Origin of the sequence: Nostoc sp. EspVER01, assembly GCF_034530635.1 — a bacterium.
Lineage (GTDB): Bacteria > Cyanobacteriota > Cyanobacteriia > Cyanobacteriales > Nostocaceae > Nostoc.
This window is the reverse complement of record NZ_JAVRCS010000004.1, coordinates 168,033-188,173: the sequence shown is the minus strand read 5'-3', so window position 1 is coordinate 188,173 and position 20,141 is coordinate 168,033. Positions and strand designations below refer to the sequence as shown.

Below are 20,141 nucleotides of genomic sequence, written 5' to 3'. Positions count from 1 at the left end.
TGTTTTGAATGTCTTAAATAATACTTTTTCTCTGACTGCAAAACTTAAAACTCAAAATTTTCTGTGGTAGGTTGTGTTGCTATCTAGTCGCTAAGAACTTCCGCCACCGTCCAGGCTTGAGCAATACAACCTCGTGGAGTGAGTGGCTCATCGCCATCAAAAATTTCGCTGAGACTACTTACGCCGCGATCGCATAGATGATTAGCCATTGGCTCAAGTAGACTCCGAGCTTGGGCTGGATCATTGAAAACACGTAGGTGGGCTAAAACAAATTGCCCAATCAGCCAGCCCCAAATCGTTCCCTGGTGATAAACACTATCTCGCTGAAGCTGATCTCCACCATAGTAACCTTGATATTGTAGGTGATTGGGGTCAAGACTGCGTATACCGTGGGAGGTAATACCAATTCGTAATTCGTAATTCGTAATTCATGGGGAAGGGGAAAGGAAAAAGGTTTTTTATCCCTTACCCTTTTCCCTTTAACCTTTACCCAACCTCCACCTAACATTTTTGGGTTGACAGACTACTAGTGTTCTAGCTTACCTATTGCTCATGATAGTTCCGGCTCAATCCTCCATCTACATAGAAGGTTGCGCCTGTGATGTAATCAGCATCGGCTGAGGCTAAGAAGCTAACTATAGGTGCGATATCTTCTGGCTTACCTAAGCGACCCAAGGGAATGTTTTTTAACAGTGCTGCTAATTTTTCGGGGTCATTTAACAGCTTACTATTGATTGGTGTCTCAATTGCTCCAGGAGCCACGTTGTTAATTGTAATTCCCAAAGGCCCAAGCTCAACGGCTAGGTTACGCATCATCATTTTTACGCCACCTTTACTGGCACAATAGCCGGTGAAGTGGGGAAATGCTATTTCCTCATGAGTGGAGCTAATATTAATGATTTTGCCAGTTCGCTTGGTTTCTATGAAGTGCTGCACTATCGCTTGAGTGGCAAAAAATGTACCTTTGAGGTTGAGATCGATGACTGCATCATAGTCGGCTTCGGTGATGTTCCAGAAATCAGCATTTCTACCATCAATACCAGCATTGTTCACAAGAATGTCTAACTTGCCAAAGTATTGAATACCCTGGTCTATAAGTTGACGAATATCACTAATTACACTTAAATCAGCTTTAACAGTTAAACCTTTGCTACCAGCTGCTTCTACCTTCGACAGAGTTTCTTGAGCGCCTTCAGGATGAGAGCGGTAATCAATCACAACATCTGCACCTTGTTCAGCGAGATGTACAGCAATAGCTTGACCAATTCCTCCGCTACTACCTGTTACTAAAGCTACCTTACCTTCTAGTTTCTTCATTGACTTTCTCCTTTTAGAGTATTTTGATGTTTTCTAAGGTTGATAAATGACTTTCAACTAAAAGAATATTTGTCAGAATTCAAAAGTCAAAATAGTTTAAGAATCAGGAAAATATTTGCTGAATGAATCTATCAATCTGACTAGATTCTTTACAAATTTTGACTTTTGACTACTAAATTCTTCTATATCCCTGTTTTGTCACTCGAAGGAGAAAAAATACCTCCCTTTAGTGAGCCTCAGATATAGTGAGGAATTGTGCGATCGCGCTAGCTGCTTTGCAGCATCGTATAATTGTGACTTATTTGTTACGAAAGTAGAAACCAATCAAGCTTATAGATTATTCTCTGTTGAAAGTAATAGAAGAGGGATATCTGCCAGATTTTTTGCTAGTCAAGCTTTGATACCAAGTTTGTTGTTTCTAGGTTAAATTTACCCATGCTTTGGTAGATGTGGTACTTTAACATTTTTAAAAATACAACGATAGTTGGGAACATGAAAAAGTTTCCCTGTCAGGACTTCGCGTTCACCCATAGCTATTAGGTCAAAAATTTTTACGGCAACTAATGCTCCTAATGGAGATGCAATACAATAAAGCCATTGGTTTTGCCAAGACCATGCTAATAAAGCAGGGCCAATGCTGCGTGCTGTATTCAAACTAGTACCAGAAATGGGCGCTCCCAGCCACACCATAGTTGCCACTAGAAGCCATACCATTAAAGGTGTCCAGCGCAATAAATGATGATGACTCAAGAAGATAAAGATAGACAGAACTAACAGAAATGTCATGAAAACTTCAGCTAGAAATACATACCACAATGGATAACCTATTCCAGGTGAAGTGATACAATAATTGACGCTGACCAGATAATTTTTCCACAAAGCTAATGCTAAAGATGTGCCCAGAATAGCGCCAATAAATTGACCAAAAATATATCCAATTAAGTCATGTTTATGCATTTTGCCTTGCAACCAGAACGCTAATGATAAACATGGGTTGAGGTGCGCCCCACTAAGTTTACCTAAAGGTGAAATACTAAATAATGCACCACTTCCAGCAAAGATCACACCATTAATTAATAAACGAGGACTCACTGCCGGGATGAGATGCTCCATAGGTAAGCCTTTGCCAAAATTGAAGGTGATGATACTGAATCCAATCAAGAGATTAAAAGCAGTTCCCACCAACTCTGCACCATATTCAGACCAGTTAAGGGTTTTCCAATTTTTGAAAGCATTCATGAGTTTATTTCTGCTTTTTAGACTAGAAGAATATATCAACCACCAATTAAATGATTAGAAAATAGTGCAGAGGTTCTTATCATAATGCCAATTTGGTTTTTATGAAAAAGTTAAGTAACACAGGAGCATCCCAGTTTTTTGCAGTAATCCGAAGTAACCGCTATACTTCCTACACTCTAATGCTAATCTTGCCAAAGTACTTGCCTTGATTCATGTAATCAAACGCTTCTTGGGCTTGCTCAAACTCAAAGACACTATCGACGATAGGACGGAGTTTAGCGATGCTAATAGCACGGTTCATAGCTTCAAAAGATTCACGATGTCCAGGAGTCAAAATGCCACGTAATCGGATGCGGCCGAGAATGAATTGTAATGCATTAATTCCGGCATCTGAAACCGCTTGTGCTCCTACCATGAGAATCGTTCCACCTAAACGTACCACTTGCATTGACTTAGCCAAGGAAGCACCACCACTCATTTCAACTACGTAATCAACACCACGTCCTTGAGTTAACTGCAATACCTGCTCCTCCCAATCAGGGGTTTGTTTGTAGTTGATGACATCTGATGCGCCCAACTCCTTGACACGTGACAGTTTGGCGTCACTACTGGAGGTGATAATGACTCTTGCACCCGCAAAATGGGCAAATTGCAAAGCAAACAGTGAAACAGCAGATGTGCCTTGTAAAAGAACTGTATCACCAGCTTGTAGTCCCCCTTCTGTCAAGAGTGAGTGCCACGCGGTGAGAGCAGCAGAGGGTAGCGTAGCAGCTTCTTCGTCGGTGAGGTGTTCTGGTACTTGCACTAGTGATTCTTCATCTAAAACAGCATATTCTGCCAACAAGCCCGGTAATATCGAACCAAGGGTAAACTTGGTCATCCACTCGCTTAGTTCTCCAGAAACCCATTTTTGGACAAAGTTTCCACAGACGCGATCGCCTAGTTTTACCCGTGTCACACCATCGCCCAAGGCTACGACTTCTCCCACTCCATCGCTTAGAGGAATTAATGGCAAACTTAAAGCGAACGGATATACACCTTTGGCAATCATCCGATCTCGGTCATTGATAGAAACTGCCTTTACTTTGATTAGGACTTGTCTACAACCGGGGCTTGGTTGTGGTAATTCAGTCCGCTTAAATTGATTCACTCCAGCGACATTTTGAACTTCATATGCTTTCATTTTCAACTTGCTCCTTTTTGTGTGTCAGAAATTTTCTTCGTAGTTCAAAAAAATACATTGCAACCTGACAAACAGCTTGTTTAAGGCTGAATACTGACTGCTAACTGCTATAAGCTTCCACCAAGAACTTCCTTTATGCTGTTATTACCTAAAAAGAAGCGCTCATCCTCACTGGCAAACTCTTCTTTTTTGTTGGAAGTTGTCACATAAACCATCGCAATGCTCAGACTGCTCCCTTCAAACATTGGTAGATGAGGATAAATATTTTCAGGTCTACAATCCTTAATGATTGGGCGTTTCTAAGTTAAGATCCGTTTGCCATGACTATGCGTTCAGTCTACAAGTTATGAAACATAGTTACAAGGGACAATTTTTTGGGACAAGGTTGTATTTTGTGGTGCTATTCCAGAAGTATAAAACTTTGGATATTTGATAAGCGATCGCGCCAGTGGTTCTAGTAGTCTGGCAAGTTCACTTGGCGGGGTAAAGGGTAAAGGGGAAGGGGGAAAGGGTTTAAATCCCTTACCCTTTTCCCAGTCCTCACAAGCACATTTTTGGGTTGGCAGACTACTAGTGTGATTGTTCTATAGGTAAGCGAACCTGAAAACAAGTACATCCAGGTTGGGAAATGAAGCTGATGTCACCTTGATGGTGTGTAACAACAATGCGGTAGGCGATATGCAGACCCAAACCTGTGCCTTCTCCTACTCCCTTAGTTGTGAAAAATGGCTCGAAAATGCGTGAATGAATCTCAGGCGGAATTCCGGCTCCATTGTCGGTAATCTCCACTAGCAAGCTGTCATTTTCTCTTGATGTGCGTATCCAAATCTGCCCATTTCCTTGGATCGCATTGATGGCATTGTCAATTAGGTTAGTCCATACTTGGTTGAGTTGACTGCCATAAGCATAGATCCTGGGCAAGCTTAGATCGTACTGGCGGGTTACAACCACGCTTCTTTTAAGCTTGTAACCGAGAATTGCCAGCGTACTTTGCAGCCCCTCATGCACATCCACTTGCTGTAGTGGAGCCTGATCCATATACGAGTAATCCTTAACCGCCTTGATTAGCTTAGAAATGCGTGTCGTGCTTTGCTCGATTTCGTTTAAAAGTTCAACTCCTGTTAGTGTTGCCTCAAGCCATTTCAGGGCATCGCTTAACAAGTCGGCAGTTACATGTTCTACAAAAGTGTCTAGCCATTCAGTGTTTAGCCCAGCTTGTACTAGGGCTGGAGTGAGTTTCCATACATCATCTACGCTGTGCGTCTTTAGCCAGTCTGCAACCTCGTTTTCTAGGTCGCTCTGTGTTAGTGAATCAATGTAAGGCGCTGGTGTGGCACGCTTGATCGTGTGGTGCTGTAAGTTCACAATATACGCCATTTGCTCTTTAGTTATCGGCTGTTGACTGAGCTTGAGTGCGAATGATGACAACCTTTCAAGGGTTTCTTGTAATTGCTCGGCAGCTCGACAACTAGCAGCAGCAGGATTATTCATTTCATGGGCAAGACCAGCCGCCAACGTGCCAAGTGCAACAAGTTTTTCACGTTGTTGTGAGGTTGACTCTAGGACTTGCATTCGTTCCCCCATGATGTTCAGAAGATTACGGGTAATCGAAGGAAGATTGGTAAGCATTTCCCAAAAAGCGTCTTTGTTCAATCGGAAGAGATGGCTTTCCTGCAAAGCACAAGCACTAGCAAGGTAAGGCTTGTTTGTAAACAAAGGAACCTCACCAAAGGGGGTTCCAGGTTCGTAAGTAGCCAAATACATCTCGTGACCGCCGAAATTTTTCGTGATCCGAAGCTTGCCTTCTAAAAGGACGTAAAAATAATCAGCACGCTCTCCTTCTTTTGGGAATTTCTTACCTGGTTCTAGCCATAGGTCGCTACCGTGTTCTGCTAACCAGTGGAGATCCTGATCATTTAACTGCGCAAAGAGGGACACCTGGCGTAAACTTTGTAAGTCTATCATGCTTAAATCTTGCTAAAATAGATTAGGACTTACGCAAAAAACCTCTCTAACTCTTATTCCTCTGTGTTATCTGCGTTCTCTGTGGTTTGATTTTCCGTGACCTGTGCGTAAGTCCTGTAGATAAATGGAACCGCCATTGCGCCCTCACCCACCGCTACAACGACACTCTTTCAAGACATTAAAAGCGGATACAAATTTTGCCGAAGTGTGCACCTTTTTCCATATACTCAAATGCTTCAGGTGTCTCATCAAAGGAAAATACTCGATCTACTATCGGTCGTAACTGATGCTGTGCGATCGCCCGATTCATATCCTCGAACATATCACGATGACCGACGTGTATTCCCTGAACCCGCACGTTCTGCTGAACAATTGGGACGATATTTAAATCTGCCGCCATACCCGTGAGAACACCGATCAAGCTAATCTGACCACCAAGACGAACTGCACGCAGAGACTTTGCAAAAGTTCCAGCACCGCCTACTTCCATGATGTGGTCTAGACCGACGCCTCCGGTAAGTTCCCGGGCTTTTTCATCCCAGTTCGGTGTCCGCTTGTAGTTAATCTCATCGGAAGCTCCCAACTGACGTACTCGCTCCAACTTTTCGTCGCTACTTGATGTCACAATTACACGTGCACCTGCAATTTTGGCAAACTGCAAGGCGAACATAGAGACGCCTCCCGTGCCTTGCAAGAGTACAGTTTCTCCTGCTTTCACGTCACCCTCTGTAATCAGGGCGTGCCAAGCTGTAACTCCTGCACAAGGTAGTGTAGCAGCTTCCTCATCTGACAGATGTTCAGGTACATGCACAACACCATCCTCATGCAGTACCGCATACTCCACTAACATCCCATCTTGCGATCCGCCCAAGTCAGACTGAGCCTTTTCTGCTGTCAATTTACCAGCAAGCCACTTCTGCATGAAGATGCTAGCCACCCGATCTCCGATCTTTACACGCGTAACACCTTCTCCAACTGCAATCACTTCTCCAACACCATCAGAGACAGGAATCAGAGGTAAGGGTTTAATAGGAGTGTATACGCCTTTCACAACCATCAAGTCACGGGCGTTCAGTGAAACTGCCCGCAACTTGATGAGCAATTGATTAGGGCCAGGAATTGGCTCAGGTCGCTCTGTAAAGATGAGAGAATCTATGCCAAATGTGTCTTTAATTACATATGCCTTCATAAGTTATCTCCTTCAAGATGCTGTCAGTATTTTCTATTTTTAGGCTGTCTTGCTAGTAAGTGGTGAAGCCTTAAGTTAAGAGTTGTCCAATCACAAAAAATCACTATTTAGCACAGCAATGGCAGTTTTTGATTGACAAATACCCTTTCAAGGAGGGGAGTATCAATTCTTCAACGACGGGCTAACGTGAACGCAAATTCCTTCGTGACACCTGACTTCACAATTTGCTCATACAATTGTTCCATTGGTTCTAAAAACCGTGCACTGCTCAGTGGTCCTACATCCATCGGCTCAAACCCAACGTCTTCAATCAAAGAAGCGACTACGATCTTAGCTACTTTGTCGTCACCGCAGTAGAAGAGGACTGCTCGCTCCGAGCCAAACAGCCGGGATTCGCTCTGAAATATGCTGGCTGCAACAATGTTGAAAGCCTTGACAACCCGAGCACCTTTTACATGCTTGGCTACCTCTTCGCCGCCAGAATTTGTCCATCCCACCAAAAGACCGCTACAATTTGACTCAATTGGGTTCGTGCTGTCGATCAGGATTTTCCCTTCAATTGTCCCGGTACAAGCAAGAGCGTCTTCAACTGCGAGCCAGGGTACAGCAAGGAGAATTACTTCGCCAAACTGTGCCGCTTCTGCCACACTACCTATGCTGGCATTTTCACCGGCAGACTTGGCTACCTCTTGCAGTTTCTGCCGATCGCGCGAGCCGCTAAACATAACTTTGTGACCCTTCTTTGCCCAGATATTACCTAGACTGCCTCCGATATTTCCTGAACCGATAATGCCAATATTCACACAGTTACCTCCAACTGACTAATTTCCTAACTTTTTTTGGTAGCTTTTCTGAGCATAGACAAAGCTCTAAAGGCTGACTATTGATGAATATCCCTTTTCTAAGAAATATTTCTGTTTCTTTACATCCATTACGGGCGATCGCTCGTAAACAGCTTCTGTCACTTTCAGAAAACAATAATCTAAATCAGGCTCTGGAACTTTTATTTCACAAAGGTTTGAGGCTTTATTTTCTAATATAAATTAAAATCTATAGCCAAAAGGTGAAAAGTAAAGCTGCGAAAAGCTTTTAGCGATTGGGTTTTTCCACTTTGACAAAAGCTGTTTACGGACGCGCTCGCTTCCGTTATGGATGGAAGAAACAAGTCTAATCCTCTTGCCTTCTGCCTCACTTCGGCTACGCTCAGTGACCTCCTGCCTCCTGCCTTGTTTCTTAGAAGAGGGAAACGCTATAAGTTTAATAAGCACCAAGCATTATAACAAGGGTGGATATTTCATAAATAGTTTGTATTCTTTTGCTAGTAGTCTGCTAATCTAATTTTCTCTAGTAAATTTTGTCATTGGTAAGCTAATTCCAAAACAACGAGACCTATTGCAAACAAATATATCTTCAATAGATTTTATAGTTTTTTTTACTCCGGCGTGTAATCAATCTAATTTTAATATCGAAAAAATCCAAACTTGACCCTAAATATTTACCCTTGTAGTGGTGCTTTTTGCTCTCTAAAATTTAAAACGTTCAGAGTAAAATTATGTGTCATTTTAGAAAAATCACTTATGTTTAAAAAGGTGCTTTTGCTAACTTAGATTGGATTATAAAGCTTGTTTGCTATTTCTAATAACAAAAGTACAAACCTTATTTACAGCGCTTCCGGCTATTATGCAATACGGTTTTTCTTCTTGTCCTCTCCTATCAAAGCTTTCAGATTTTAGGATGTACCTCATAGCTAACGGAAGTGCTGTAAGTCTAAGTGTTCTTATCTTTGTTGATCCTCTTAAAAGAATATCAAACAAATTCCAAAAGCCGAAAATCCGCATTCAGACGCATAAATGCATCATTTTTGACTTGAAATGAGTATCTATTGACATCATTAATTATTCTGAAATAGCAACAATTTACTTAATAAGGAAACCATATTATGATTCATCGAATGATTTTTGTTCCTCCTAAGCCAGGAATAACCGAAGAAGAATTTCAACGTCACTGGAAGGAAAATCATGTACCTCTAGCAATAAAAATGCCTCACCTAAAGCCTTACCTTATCTCTTTTAAAATTCCCTTTTTAGAAGACCAAGGAAATGATCTTTTTAGTGGTGGAGTAAGTGAAAGTTGGTTTGAAAATGAGAATGCAATGCTAGAGGCAATTCAGTCTAAAGAGTATATACAAGGAGCTAGACCCGATGAACCTAACTTTGTTGCATTCTGGCAAATATTCGTTTTGGATACAAAAGATTATGTACTGAAGGAAAAAGACGCACTCAAACAAGAATCTAGCTTAGTCAAAATGTTTATTCTACTGAAGCGTAAACCTGGTATGTCATTGGCTGAATTTCGCCAATATTGGCTGGAAACTCATAGCTCCCTTGTACTGAATCTACCTGGTATACGACGTTATGTTCAATGCCATGTACAAGATTATTTTTATGCAATTGGTGAATCTAGTTTTGACGGTGTTGAGCAAATTTGGTTTGACGACACGCAGGCAATTGAAAAAATGATGAAGTCGCCAGAGTATCAAGATAAAGTTATGCCAGATATGGAAAACTTTGTTGAACCTAAATATATTTTTCGCTTTGTTACTAATGAGTACTGGGCTGCTGGAGAGCCAGTCTACTAATATACGTTGGCAAAAGTTAAAGTATGTGAATTAAGGTAAAACACCTGTTTTTAGCTATATGAGTGGTGCGATCAAGGAGAGAGCAGTGAAATCACGTTTCCCTTTTAAGCAGATAATATTTTTCACCTTGATTTCTGGTAATTTTAGTTGGATTGCAACAGGTTTTTCCTCTGTTTTAGCAGCACCAGAAGTAAATAAATCATCAAACGCTACAACTCTAATTCCAGATAAACTAGATACCACAGAACTAACAACAACATCGGCAGCAAATTCTCAAATTGGTGATTATGATTTGAATCTGGATCGTTCAATTCAATCCAAACAGCAAGGAAATATTCATGCTCTAATGACTCAGATAACTGATGTCTCTGAACTATCTGATGTACAACCCAGTGATTGGGCATACACTGCCCTACAGTCTTTGATTGAACGCTACGGCGGAATCGCTGGATATTCAGATAACACGTTTAGAGGTAATCAGGCGCTAACACGCTATGAATTTGCTGCAAGTTTAAATGCTGTGCTTGATCGTATTAAGGAATTTATTCCTGCTGGTACATCTGACAAAGTTACAACAGAAGATTTAGAAACTCTGCGAAGACTGCAAGAGGAGTTTACTGCTGAATTAACTACACTACGGGGTCGAGTTGATACTTTAGAAACTCATATTGCTGAACTAGAGGCCAATGAATTCTCCACAACAACTAAACTGAATGGTTTGGTTTCGTTTAATATTGTTGGAGCCACCACCAATGGTTCTGTGAAAAGAGAAACTGGGCGTCGTGTGGGTGGCATACCTGAGGTAGAACTAGTTAACAGTAAACCTAATATCACTTTCAGTTATCAAACAGTTCTGGGACTTAACACATCTTTTACTGGTAAAGACTCTCTAGTACTGCAACTTGCTGCTGGTAATTCTAGAACCCCTGTCACTACCGAGTACGGCTCTGGCGGAATTAGTACTTTAGGATTGCCTTTAGGAGATTTTCTTGCTGGTACCCAACTTGATAGGTTAACAGTCTTTGATTTATACTACTCCTTTCCTATTACAGAATCATTTCAGGTAACAGTTGGTCCACGCATCAATTGGCTAACCCTCTTCGACATTAATAGATTTACCAACCCTTACGCAGGGGGAGCAGGAAGCTTCAACGCTGTAAATAGTCCCACACTTATTACTACTGTACGGGGTGCAGGTGCAGTCGTGTCATGGAAATTAAGTGACCAATTTACATTATCTTCTGGATATTTAGCGGAGAGTAACGAGTTTTTACCTACTAATGCTGCATCTGACCCCGGTAGGGGGTTGTTTGGGTCTAACCGCACTAACTCGTTGACGGCTATGCTGACTTACTCTCCAACCCGGAATGCCAACATCAGGTTTACCTATGTCAAGGGCAATCAAGGAACTAACCAAATAGGACAAATTTTTGAAAGACCTATTATAGGATTAGCTGATGACGGGCGTGGTGGTCCCCTCAGAGGAGGGAGTTCTAACGCCTTTAGTGTAAGTGCAGACTGGTTGTTAAATCAAAAATTTGGGGTCTTTGGACGCTATTCTTACTCTAGGATCGATTTAGAACCAGCAACTCCAGGTGTGTCTAATGGTAATGTGAATGCTCAATCCTATCAAATAGGACTTGCTTTCCCAGACCTGGGTAGTGAAGGAGCAATAGGCGTCCTTTCTTATACAGTTCCCTATTCTGTTACTGAAGGTCGAGAATACCTTGTTTCTACTGGTGGCGATGGTGGAAACCAATATGAGTTAGAAGCCACCTATTTCTTGCCCCTCTCCAACAATATCGCAATTAACCCATCTGCTTATGCAATCTGGAACCCAAATAATTTTTCTGATAATCCGACTATCTACGTGGGTTACTTACGAATGCAATTTATTTTTTAACCAAATATAACAAAACCCGACTTTTGACTTCTAGTAAGCGAAGCTTAAGTCGGGTTAGTTCATCTCCAATCACTCGTATATCTTTCCAAAAGCCAAAATGCCCAATTTTTAAGTTTTCAGTGTAAGTAAAGCTTTCTAGCTGGCATTACCGAATGGCACTAAGAAAAGCCCAGAGACTTATTGTATCCTCGTTCCCAGCCTCCAGGCTGGGAACGAGTTCCGAGAGGCTCTGCCTCTTGTCAAGAAACTCTTTGGCAAAGTACTGGCGATCGCATCGGCATCAAAGTTACCTAACGCTTTTGCTGTTTCCGTTTCAAAACCCATCCAGTAGTTAAATAAGTCGCAACTACCAACAGAGAAGAATCACTAGAGGGTTCAGGGACAGAGATGGAGCCGATAGGTGTACCCGATGAAACCCCAGGTTCCTCAGTGGGAATAAATTGTATTCCATTGTTAAGAGCGATCGCTACGATTGTTGCTAGGTCATTGGCATCTGGAGACGAACCAGAAGAATTGTCAAGTTGCACACCTGCTTGCTTAATCAAGTTTTCCACAGGTGTTACAAAAGAATTTGAAGGTCTTTCCTCGAAAAAATTGTACACTAAGGCTCTTGCTGGCGTTGTTTGATTATTTATGATTGCACGGGGGCGCTTGGCAGGAAGGTAAAAGAAACTTCCGGACGGCGCATTCACAGTTTGCCCTTCCAAATTTAGTGTTAACTGCCCGTCCAGAACCGTGACCGCTTCACTATCATTGCTGTGGATTGCCAATGGAAGCGTACCACCCTGTGGGAACGTAGCCAGGTATGCTGAGTATTTTCCTTTACTATCAACTCCAGATGTTAAAAACTCAAACTCAATTCCCGCCAAAGAGTAAGTTGGTTGTGTGTCTTCTGGTGCAACGAATATGAAATCCTCCAAACCTGTCTCAGAAGATGTAATGCCCAACGTACTTGCGGATGCAGGCTTTAGGCTCAAACAAGCAACAAAAAGCGTTGTAACAACGGTAAACGTTGATAATTTTTTCATAATCATCACGCAGATATGTATTTCATGAGTAAAGGGTTTCAAATTTTATCTTTTTTTGCCAGACTAGGGATGAAATCTTAGCTTTGTTGGGAGCAGGTGGAGCGCGATTTTACTTGTCCCAGTTTGACAGAAGAAAAATAATGCATGATCAAGGCGAGAGGTCTTTCCCATACGTTCACCTGTCTAAGGAAAGTTACTTAGTCTAGGTACAGCATTTTTACTAGTCTGGGAAAGTCATACCTCTCTTTTTCTATTCTCTCGCTCCAGAGATCGCTGGATTTCATGGACTAGGTATAGGTATGGGAGGCACAAACTCTAATCCATATTTTTGCGTAGCAATTGTTATGATTTTTTGCAAGTCTATGGGAGGAGCAATTGGTGCAGAACGATCTTTCACTTCCACGCCTACATCCTTGAAGAATTCCAAAAATTTTGCAGGAGTAATTACAGTAACCAAATATGCTGGCGTTTCTCCAGAGGTTATAAATCCATGTGTGTGTTTTCTTGGAAGGAAAGCCCAAGAACCAGGAGTTACAGTCATAGTTTCTTGCTTCATCTGGACTGTAAAAGCCCCTCCACTCACATGAAAGTAACCCTCATCTTCAAAGGGGTGTTTATGCGGTGGAGTTGCAGCTCCCGGTGGATTTTCAAAACTAACAAATCCAAAATTCCCGCCAGTCTCTTCACCAGTTGCTAAAAGTGTATATCGGCCACCCAACGCATCATATACTGGACGATCGTGTGCATCTGGTGGCACTATTATATACTTGCGATCTGGTTTGTATTGTTTATTAAAAGGTGCTATAAATTCTATTCCATTTTGCATACCGATCACATACATTTTTCTTGCCCAATTAGGAAATGCCCAATTAGGAAATGCCCAATTGTAAAATGGAAAAGACGGAGTATATAAGTTAGCCACTGGCATACCAGCTGCTTTTATAAACCTTTCCAAAGGTGTTGCCAAAGACCGGGAGGGCTTTTCAGGAAAATTGTATAAAAGGAATTTAGCTGGTTGAGTACCACTATTTCTAATTGCGTGTGGTAATTTGGGAGGGAGGTAAGCGAAGGTTCCGGAGGGCGCACTCACGCTCTTTCCATCTAAATCTAGTCTTAACTCTCCATCTAGCACTACAAGCACATCACTATCATTGTGGTGAACTGCTAATGGCAACCCGTCACCCTGTCGTGAAAGTGTAACTAAATTTACTGAATACTGTCCGCCTGTATCTTCTCCTTGTATTAGAAACTTAAATGTTGAAGTGTTCGCTAAAGTGTAAGTTGGAGTTGGTTGGTCCGGTGTAACGGTTACGAAATTTTGAGGTTCCGGGCTATAATAATTCCGGATTCGTTCAGTTCCTTGGGCGGCTTTCAAGCTTATGTTAAATGAAACAAAAGAAAACGCCACTATCAAGATAACTATTAGAAATTTTTTCAGATTAAACATAAACAGTTGTTCTCCCGATAAAGTTCTACATCACATCAAGTTCTTTCCTGCTCTTTTCTCCTCTACATTCCATGCAAGTTTGCAGTCCATTAGCAAGCTCTGATAATTTAGTTTGCTAATTCAGGTTGCAATAGCAAAAAAGAAGCAATGTGATTTTGTTAGATCGAGTTTTAATTCTCAGTTACATAGCTATATTCTCAATAGAAATGAGCTATTTCGCTGCAATGTCTGCAACAGGCTATGCCGACGCTTACGCACTATTAAATAGGTAAAAGTTAGTTATTTAGTCCAGGTACAGCATTTTTACTAGTCTGGGAAAGTCATGCCTCCCTTTTTTCATTTTCTCGCTCCTGCCAGCTGGAGTATTTTCAGTTGACCTGAGGAGGCCAGTTAGGCTGGTTCACAAATTCTATGTGGTATTTGTTAATAGCGATTGACGCGATTTTTTCTGGGGAAGCAGATGGTGCAATCGGTGCATTTAGGTCAGTTACTGGAGTACCTACATCCTTGAAGAAATTCCCAAAAAATGCAGGAGTAAACAAACATATCAACCGTGTTTCTGTCGTTCCAGTGGTTATCCATGCGTGCTGATGCCCTCTGCCAAGCAAAGCAAAGGTTCCAGGAGTTGCAGTCGTAATTTTGTCATTCATCAGGATTGAAAAATCTCCACCACTTAAGATAGAGTACAACTCATCTTCATTATTGTGACGGTGCGGTACAATAGCATTCCCTGCTGGATTCAGCACACTGGCGAATGTAAACTTCCCATTAGTCTCTTCATCAGTTGCTAAATATGTATATCTGCCGCCTATCGAATCGTACACTGGGCGATCGCGTGCATCTGGTAGTACCACTAGGTAATTGTGATTCGCTTTGTTTTTATTAAAAGCATAAAAAGGTGCGCGAAAATTAAAACGGTTAAAAAATCCGTAGAAATTAAAAGCATAAAAGGGTGCGCGAAAATCTATTCCGTTTTTGAGAGCGATCTTTTCAATTAAACGCCGATTACCCACTGGCGAAGACCATCCAGAGAAGTTGTCTACTGGCACACCCGCTGTTTTTATCAATTTTTCCAGAGGTGTTGGTGACTTAGAAGACCCTTCATTAAAACTATATAACAGGAATTTAGCAGGTTCCGTCCCACTATTTGTAATTGCATATCGTGACTTGGCAGGAATATAGGCAAAAGTTCCAGCGGGCGCATTCACGACATCACCATTCACTTTTAGTCCCAATTGTCCGTCTAAGACCAGAAGCGCTGTAACGTCGCGGTAGTGGAATGCTATTGGAAGCCCACCATTGTGTTTTTCAATTGTAACCTGGTATGCTGAGTACCCGTCTGCTGTATCTTTTCCTTCTGCTAAAAACTTAAACTTACTGTCAAATAAGGAGTAAGTTGGAGTAGGTGTGTTTGATGCAACAGTGATAAAAGGCGAATATTCTGTATGAGAACTATTGCTTTGTTCAGTTCCTTGGGCGGCTTTCAAGCTTACATTGAATGAAACAAAAGAAAACGCCGCTATCAAGATAACTATCAGGAATTTTTTCAGATTAAACATGAACAGTTGTTCTCTCGATAAAGTTCTACATCACATCAAGTTATTTCTTTCTCGTTTGCCTCCTGCTCCTTTCTCCTCTACATTCCATACAAGTTTGTAGCCTGTTAGCAAGCTCTGATAATTTAGTTTGCTAATTCAGATTGCAATAGGAAAAAGGAAGTAATGTAATTTTGTTAGATCGAGTTTTAATTCTCAGTTACATAGCTATATTCTCAATAGAAATGAGCTATTTAGCTGCAATGTCTGCAATAGACTATGCCGACGCTTACGCACTATTAAATAGGTGATTTATACCCCTAATTTTTCGCACCTAACAAAATCGCACTGCTCCCTTCTTCTTTGTTATGGGAAGCAAAGTCAAAGCGTCAAAAGCACGCCCGACAAAGTTTGAGGTTCCTTATAGAGTCAAAACAAGCATTAAAGAGAAGCTTGTGGAATTTTCTTAGATTGTGAAAGCTGGCAGGCGCAAATCTGCCTCCAATGGAGGAGGATTATCTTGGTCAACAAATCCTTGACTTATCTCAATAATTCTACCGTCTGGATCTGCTACCCAAACAGTGCGCCATCCAGGGATATATTCATCAAAGTTAAAAGGTCCTAAAGTAATCTTAGCATCGTCGCCCATTTCAGCTAGTTTAGCATCCACATTATCGACTTTAAAAGCAAGGTGACGCACTGAGGGGTACTCAGGTCCATCATTAATCGGAGGGGCTATAGGAAGCTCCTCTTTAGCCTTAAAAAGCTCAAAGTAGAATGGATAATCACTCATCTTGATGAAGACAATCTGACCGCCATCTGGCAGTTTTGCCACCCTAGCCCGCTTAAAACCAAAGTTTTTAGCATAGAAGATTTCGGTAGCGATCGGGTCTTTGCAAGTAAATGCCACTTGAGAAAAAGTTAGCGAAGCCATCTTTTGGTTCTCCGTAGTCTTTGAACTAGTGTTAATACCAACGTTGTTTGAAGCTGCATAGAATATTTTCTTTACTCACCAGGAGTTCTATGCTGTTCCTGATGTGCGACTTGACTTGGAATTGGTATAAGGATGAGTAAATCTATTCTGTATTCCTTTATTGAAGAAACCTCTTGCATAAATATTTTTTTGTCTCACGCAAAGAAAAAGATGAAAAGAAGGATTTTAGCAAGAGGTCTAAGGAATACAGTTCTTCTGGTCAATTCAACTTTTGATTGACAAAAGGGCCAAATGGCAGTGTATCGTGGAAGTTTGCCATGTAAGCAATCTTGCCATCTTTTATCTGAAAATAATTTGAGCCTCTAGCATCTATTGGCACACCGCTGGCATTAGCCGCCTCAATGTGCCATACAACGCTGGCTTCGTTACCTTGAACAACTATATGTAAAGGACGATTTTGAAAACTGGAGTAGCCCTTTTTAAGTCCATCAATTCCTCCTCTTAAGGACTCGACACCTTCGATACGACCTGCAAGTTGTTCGTCCATAACAACATTGTCGTCGAATAGTGTTAGCCAAGTTTCCCAATCACCAGCGTTTACAGCATCAAAGTATTTGTCAACTACTTCTTTCGTATTCATACAAACCTCTTGCAACAATTAAAAATGGTATAACGATTTACAACAGCAAAAATCTTGGCAGATGCATTTAGGAAGGTTTTTAATTTGCAAACTTCCTGTTTAGTTCCCGATTAAACATTACGATCGAGAAAAGCAGCAACTAGAGAATTTGTTTCCATGAAGCCATTGAATTTAGCAATCTTGCCATCACGGACAACAATAAAATGGACAATTGGCACATCATAAACTCTATTAGTAGCCCTATTAGAGGCTCTTTCATGGTTGAGAGTCATTGCTTTGTCGTCTTGAGCAACAATTTCCTGTAGCTGAAAAAAATTGACCTTTACTGTCTCATCAATGAGAGCGAAATATTCAGCTACTTGATCGCGCCCTTGTCGCTTACCACACCAGGGTACTACTTGTGTGGGTCCGGGTACTTCCCATTCAATATCATCTGTTACCATATCCAGTACACCCTGCATATTGCCCTTGGCAAATTCTGCATACCATGTTTTAACCAACTGGAGAGTTTCTTGCGTTCTGGATGTAGTCGTTTCTGCTGGACTTTGAACCATGAATTTTACCTTTGTGAGAAAAACGACCTGCTTTAGGATGGGTAGATATAATCTTGCTGCTGTGCATTGCAACAGGGATATCTGCAAATGTAAATTTCAGAGAGCATCTGAGCATTAACAATGCTCTTAACTCATGTACAAACCGCCGTTAATGTTGATAGTTTGGCCAGTAATAAAACCATTGTTTGCAAGCAGTACCGCTACCTGACCAACTTCTTCTAAAGTACCGAAACGACCCACGGGTATTACCTCTTCAGGGTTAACTTTAATATTTTCAATTACGGCATCAGTTTCAATCAGCGCTGGCGCGATCGCATTAACGGTAATCCCTTCTTTCGCTAGAAGGGAAGCATAAGAATGAGTCAGTCCCAACTGACCTGCTTTAGTTGCAGCATAATGCGGGCCAACAGCTCCACCAGTGAATGCTGCTATTGAGGACACATTAATAATTCGTCCCCATCGAGCGGCACGCATACTAGGCAGTATGGCCTGCGTAACTAGGAATGTAGACTTGAGATTCATTGCAATTAACTTATCCAAGTCTTGCTCCTGGATAGTATCGAGTGGTACACGATAGCCGCCGCCTGCATTGTTCACTAGGATTTCCACAGGCCCCATTTCTTGCTCAATGCTTTTTAGCATACGGTTGACTTCAGAGGCTTGTGAGACATCGGCAGCTATAGCTAAGGTGCGACCTCCAAATTCTCTAATCACGGCGCAAGTTTCTATTGCCTCTTTCTCCCGCGATCGATAGTTCACGACAACATTTGCACCAGCTGCGGCAAGAGCTTCAGCAATTCCTTTTCCTATACCACGGCTTGCACCGGTGACTAAAGCCAGTTTGCCACTCAGTTTGCTGGTCTTTTTAGCTTCAACAATTTCTAAAGTTTGTAAAGTTTGCTTTTGCATAAAGCCCTCTGGATTGATCTAAATTACGTAACTATGAAATGGACTGACAAGTGGATTTGAGGACAATACAGTTTAGATAAGTCCAAAACCCTGATGTAGAGACGCGATTTATCGCGTCTTCAAAGACTAATTATCTACACTCATCTCTCAAACCACTGTCAGTAGTTTTTTCACATCAGGATGATCATTCAGTTATTAAGTACGCATTGAGGTAAAAGCAACATCGGTATTAAATGGAACAGAATCGTGGTAGTTGCTCAAGTAAATAACTTTGTCATTTTTAACTCGGTAGTAGTTAGCACCTTTAGTGTTAATGTCAACACCATTAGAAGTAGTTGCCTCAACCTCCCAAAGGACGAAAGCCTGGTCTCCTTCAACAAGCACTTTCCGAAGATGCATAATCCATTTTTTGTAGCCCTCTAGCATCTTGTCTGCCAGGATTGCCATCGGTTGAACCCCTTCTTGGCGACCTGCTAACTGCTCGTCCATCACAAAGTCTTCGGCGAATATCCCCACCCATTTACTTAGGTCTCCTTGGGCAAACCCACTGTTAAGATATTCGTAGTAGTTCTCAATTACTTTTCTAGTGTTCATTCTGACTTTCCTTCCTTCTTTGTATACGAGAGGACTTTCTTATTAACGTGAGTAAAAAAGCTGAAACTAACTAATGACGTAGTTTTTTGTAGGCTGTGTCAGAGGCGAAAGGAATAGTGTCATGAAAGTTCTGCATATAGACTATTTTGTTGTCTTGAAATCGACAAAAATTCGCACCCACAGCGTGAATTGGGACGCCAGTATCAGTGATGGCATCAATTACCCAAGCAGTACAAACTTCGTCACCTTCAACAATCATGTATGTTGGCTTGATTTCAAACTTGGAATAATGCTTTACCAAGTTTTTTGATAGAGTTCTCATGGACTCAATGCCTTCAAGATGACCCGCTAACTGCTCATCTACTATAATTTTGTCATCTAGTAAAGATAACCAAGTACTCCAGTCGCGTTCGGTACCAGATTTGTAGTAAGTGGTCATTAATTCTCTAATATTAGCCATAACTTCCTTCAAACCTCTTAAAAACAGTGTTGTTCAATTGATTGTGTTGCTTTGATTTTTGGGATTTACAACCAAAACCAATTTTTTGTGGATTATGGCTTTGATTGTTTATGTCTACTTAACTTCAGTGAAAGAATGAACAATGTATTTGGTAATAACGGGTTTACCAGTAGTAAGAGACTTTGTTAAAATCCAAGTTTGAGGAATACGAAAAGCCGATGATGTATTATCAGAATACTTGCTTGCTTTCCAGACAACTATGACATCAATTTTTGCGGCATCGGAAATTGTGATGTCAAATTTTTCAACTGTATGGTCTTGGTCATAATAGGTTTTACCAACAGCTTCATACCAGTTTCGGAAATCATCATGATTTTGGATTGTACTGTCAGGAAAAATCATTTCTAACAAAGTGTCTGAAACCATTGGCAAAAGTTCTTCTACATCTGCGTGGCGATTTAGCCTGTCATACCAAATTTTGCCGAATTGAATAAGTTCTTCTTGTGTTAGGGTTGTTTTTTGTCCAACACTATGATTGCGCTCTTGCGATTGAATAGCCATATATTGTTCCTTGTTTGATTTTCTGATTTACAAATTGGTTGGTTT

Annotated in this window: 18 protein-coding genes and 1 pseudogene; 2 read left to right on the top strand and 17 right to left on the bottom strand. The window is 41.3% G+C overall.

Going from position 1 to position 20,141, the window contains the following annotated elements:
* Positions 1–83 precede the first annotated feature (83 nt).
* From RMX69_RS05565 to RMX69_RS05535, 7 genes and pseudogenes are all read right to left on the bottom strand, one after another.
* Positions 84–410: pseudogene (locus RMX69_RS05565) on the bottom strand (amylo-alpha-1,6-glucosidase); the annotation flags it as partial.
* Between the two features lie 133 nt (positions 411–543).
* Complete coding sequence (locus tag RMX69_RS05560; protein WP_322636753.1) at positions 544–1,317, bottom strand: glucose 1-dehydrogenase; 774 nt, start codon at positions 1,315–1,317, stop codon at positions 544–546.
* Between the two features lie 429 nt (positions 1,318–1,746).
* Complete coding sequence (locus RMX69_RS05555; RefSeq protein WP_289797841.1) at positions 1,747–2,556, bottom strand: MIP/aquaporin family protein; 810 nt, start codon at positions 2,554–2,556, stop codon at positions 1,747–1,749.
* Positions 2,557–2,725: 169 nt separating this feature from the next.
* Positions 2,726–3,739 (bottom strand): zinc-dependent alcohol dehydrogenase family protein, encoded by a 1,014-nt coding sequence (locus RMX69_RS05550; protein ID WP_289797840.1) that lies wholly within the window; start codon positions 3,737–3,739, stop codon positions 2,726–2,728.
* 570 nt (positions 3,740–4,309) lie between these two features.
* The gene (locus RMX69_RS05545; RefSeq protein ID WP_322636752.1) at positions 4,310–5,677 is read right to left on the bottom strand and encodes an ATP-binding protein; all 1,368 of its coding nucleotides are present in this window, start codon (positions 5,675–5,677) and stop codon (positions 4,310–4,312) included.
* 205 nt (positions 5,678–5,882) lie between these two features.
* A complete protein-coding gene (locus RMX69_RS05540) occupies positions 5,883–6,893 on the bottom strand; it encodes an NAD(P)-dependent alcohol dehydrogenase (protein ID WP_322636751.1) in 1,011 nt (336 codons plus the stop codon).
* Positions 6,894–7,063: 170 nt separating this feature from the next.
* Positions 7,064–7,696 carry an NADPH-dependent F420 reductase gene (locus RMX69_RS05535; protein ID WP_322636750.1) on the bottom strand — a complete coding sequence of 211 codons (633 nt, stop codon included), beginning with the start codon at positions 7,694–7,696 and terminating at the stop codon, positions 7,064–7,066.
* A gap of 1,136 nt (positions 7,697–8,832) precedes the next feature.
* On the opposite strand from RMX69_RS05535, the gene RMX69_RS05530 reads away from it, so the two are divergent.
* Together RMX69_RS05530 and RMX69_RS05525 are read left to right on the top strand one after the other, a co-directional pair.
* Positions 8,833–9,531, top strand: a complete 699-nt coding sequence (locus RMX69_RS05530) for an EthD domain-containing protein (protein WP_322636749.1) — start codon at positions 8,833–8,835, stop codon at positions 9,529–9,531.
* Positions 9,532–9,616: 85 nt separating this feature from the next.
* Positions 9,617–11,434: an iron uptake porin gene (locus RMX69_RS05525; protein ID WP_322636748.1), complete on the top strand. Its 1,818-nt coding sequence runs from the start codon at positions 9,617–9,619 to the stop codon at positions 11,432–11,434.
* A 290-nt stretch (positions 11,435–11,724) separates the two neighbouring features.
* On the opposite strand, the gene RMX69_RS05520 is transcribed toward RMX69_RS05525, so the two are convergent.
* The 10 genes from RMX69_RS05520 to RMX69_RS05475 all read right to left on the bottom strand — a co-directional run bounded on the left by RMX69_RS05520 (position 11,725) and on the right by RMX69_RS05475 (position 20,096).
* Positions 11,725–12,462: a cupin domain-containing protein gene (locus tag RMX69_RS05520; protein WP_289797834.1), complete on the bottom strand. Its 738-nt coding sequence runs from the start codon at positions 12,460–12,462 to the stop codon at positions 11,725–11,727.
* Positions 12,463–12,742: 280 nt separating this feature from the next.
* On the bottom strand, positions 12,743–13,909 hold the full coding sequence (locus RMX69_RS05515; RefSeq protein WP_289797833.1) for a cupin domain-containing protein: 1,167 nt from the start codon (positions 13,907–13,909) through the stop codon (positions 12,743–12,745).
* Between the two features lie 368 nt (positions 13,910–14,277).
* The gene (locus RMX69_RS05510; RefSeq protein WP_322636747.1) at positions 14,278–15,468 is read right to left on the bottom strand and encodes a cupin domain-containing protein; all 1,191 of its coding nucleotides are present in this window, start codon (positions 15,466–15,468) and stop codon (positions 14,278–14,280) included.
* A 442-nt stretch (positions 15,469–15,910) separates the two neighbouring features.
* Positions 15,911–16,378 carry a VOC family protein gene (locus RMX69_RS05505; protein WP_289797831.1) on the bottom strand — a complete coding sequence of 156 codons (468 nt, stop codon included), beginning with the start codon at positions 16,376–16,378 and terminating at the stop codon, positions 15,911–15,913.
* Positions 16,379–16,637: 259 nt separating this feature from the next.
* On the bottom strand, positions 16,638–17,018 hold the full coding sequence (locus RMX69_RS05500; protein WP_289797830.1) for a nuclear transport factor 2 family protein: 381 nt from the start codon (positions 17,016–17,018) through the stop codon (positions 16,638–16,640).
* A gap of 110 nt (positions 17,019–17,128) precedes the next feature.
* Positions 17,129–17,572 carry a nuclear transport factor 2 family protein gene (locus tag RMX69_RS05495; RefSeq protein WP_289797829.1) on the bottom strand — a complete coding sequence of 148 codons (444 nt, stop codon included), beginning with the start codon at positions 17,570–17,572 and terminating at the stop codon, positions 17,129–17,131.
* Positions 17,573–17,698: 126 nt separating this feature from the next.
* A complete protein-coding gene (locus RMX69_RS05490) occupies positions 17,699–18,481 on the bottom strand; it encodes an SDR family NAD(P)-dependent oxidoreductase (protein WP_289797828.1) in 783 nt (260 codons plus the stop codon).
* Between the two features lie 195 nt (positions 18,482–18,676).
* Positions 18,677–19,075: a nuclear transport factor 2 family protein gene (locus RMX69_RS05485; protein ID WP_289797827.1), complete on the bottom strand. Its 399-nt coding sequence runs from the start codon at positions 19,073–19,075 to the stop codon at positions 18,677–18,679.
* 70 nt (positions 19,076–19,145) lie between these two features.
* On the bottom strand, positions 19,146–19,535 hold the full coding sequence (locus RMX69_RS05480) for a nuclear transport factor 2 family protein (protein WP_322636746.1): 390 nt from the start codon (positions 19,533–19,535) through the stop codon (positions 19,146–19,148).
* A 114-nt stretch (positions 19,536–19,649) separates the two neighbouring features.
* Positions 19,650–20,096 (bottom strand): hypothetical protein, encoded by a 447-nt coding sequence (locus RMX69_RS05475; RefSeq protein ID WP_289797825.1) that lies wholly within the window; start codon positions 20,094–20,096, stop codon positions 19,650–19,652.
* Positions 20,097–20,141 lie beyond the last annotated feature (45 nt).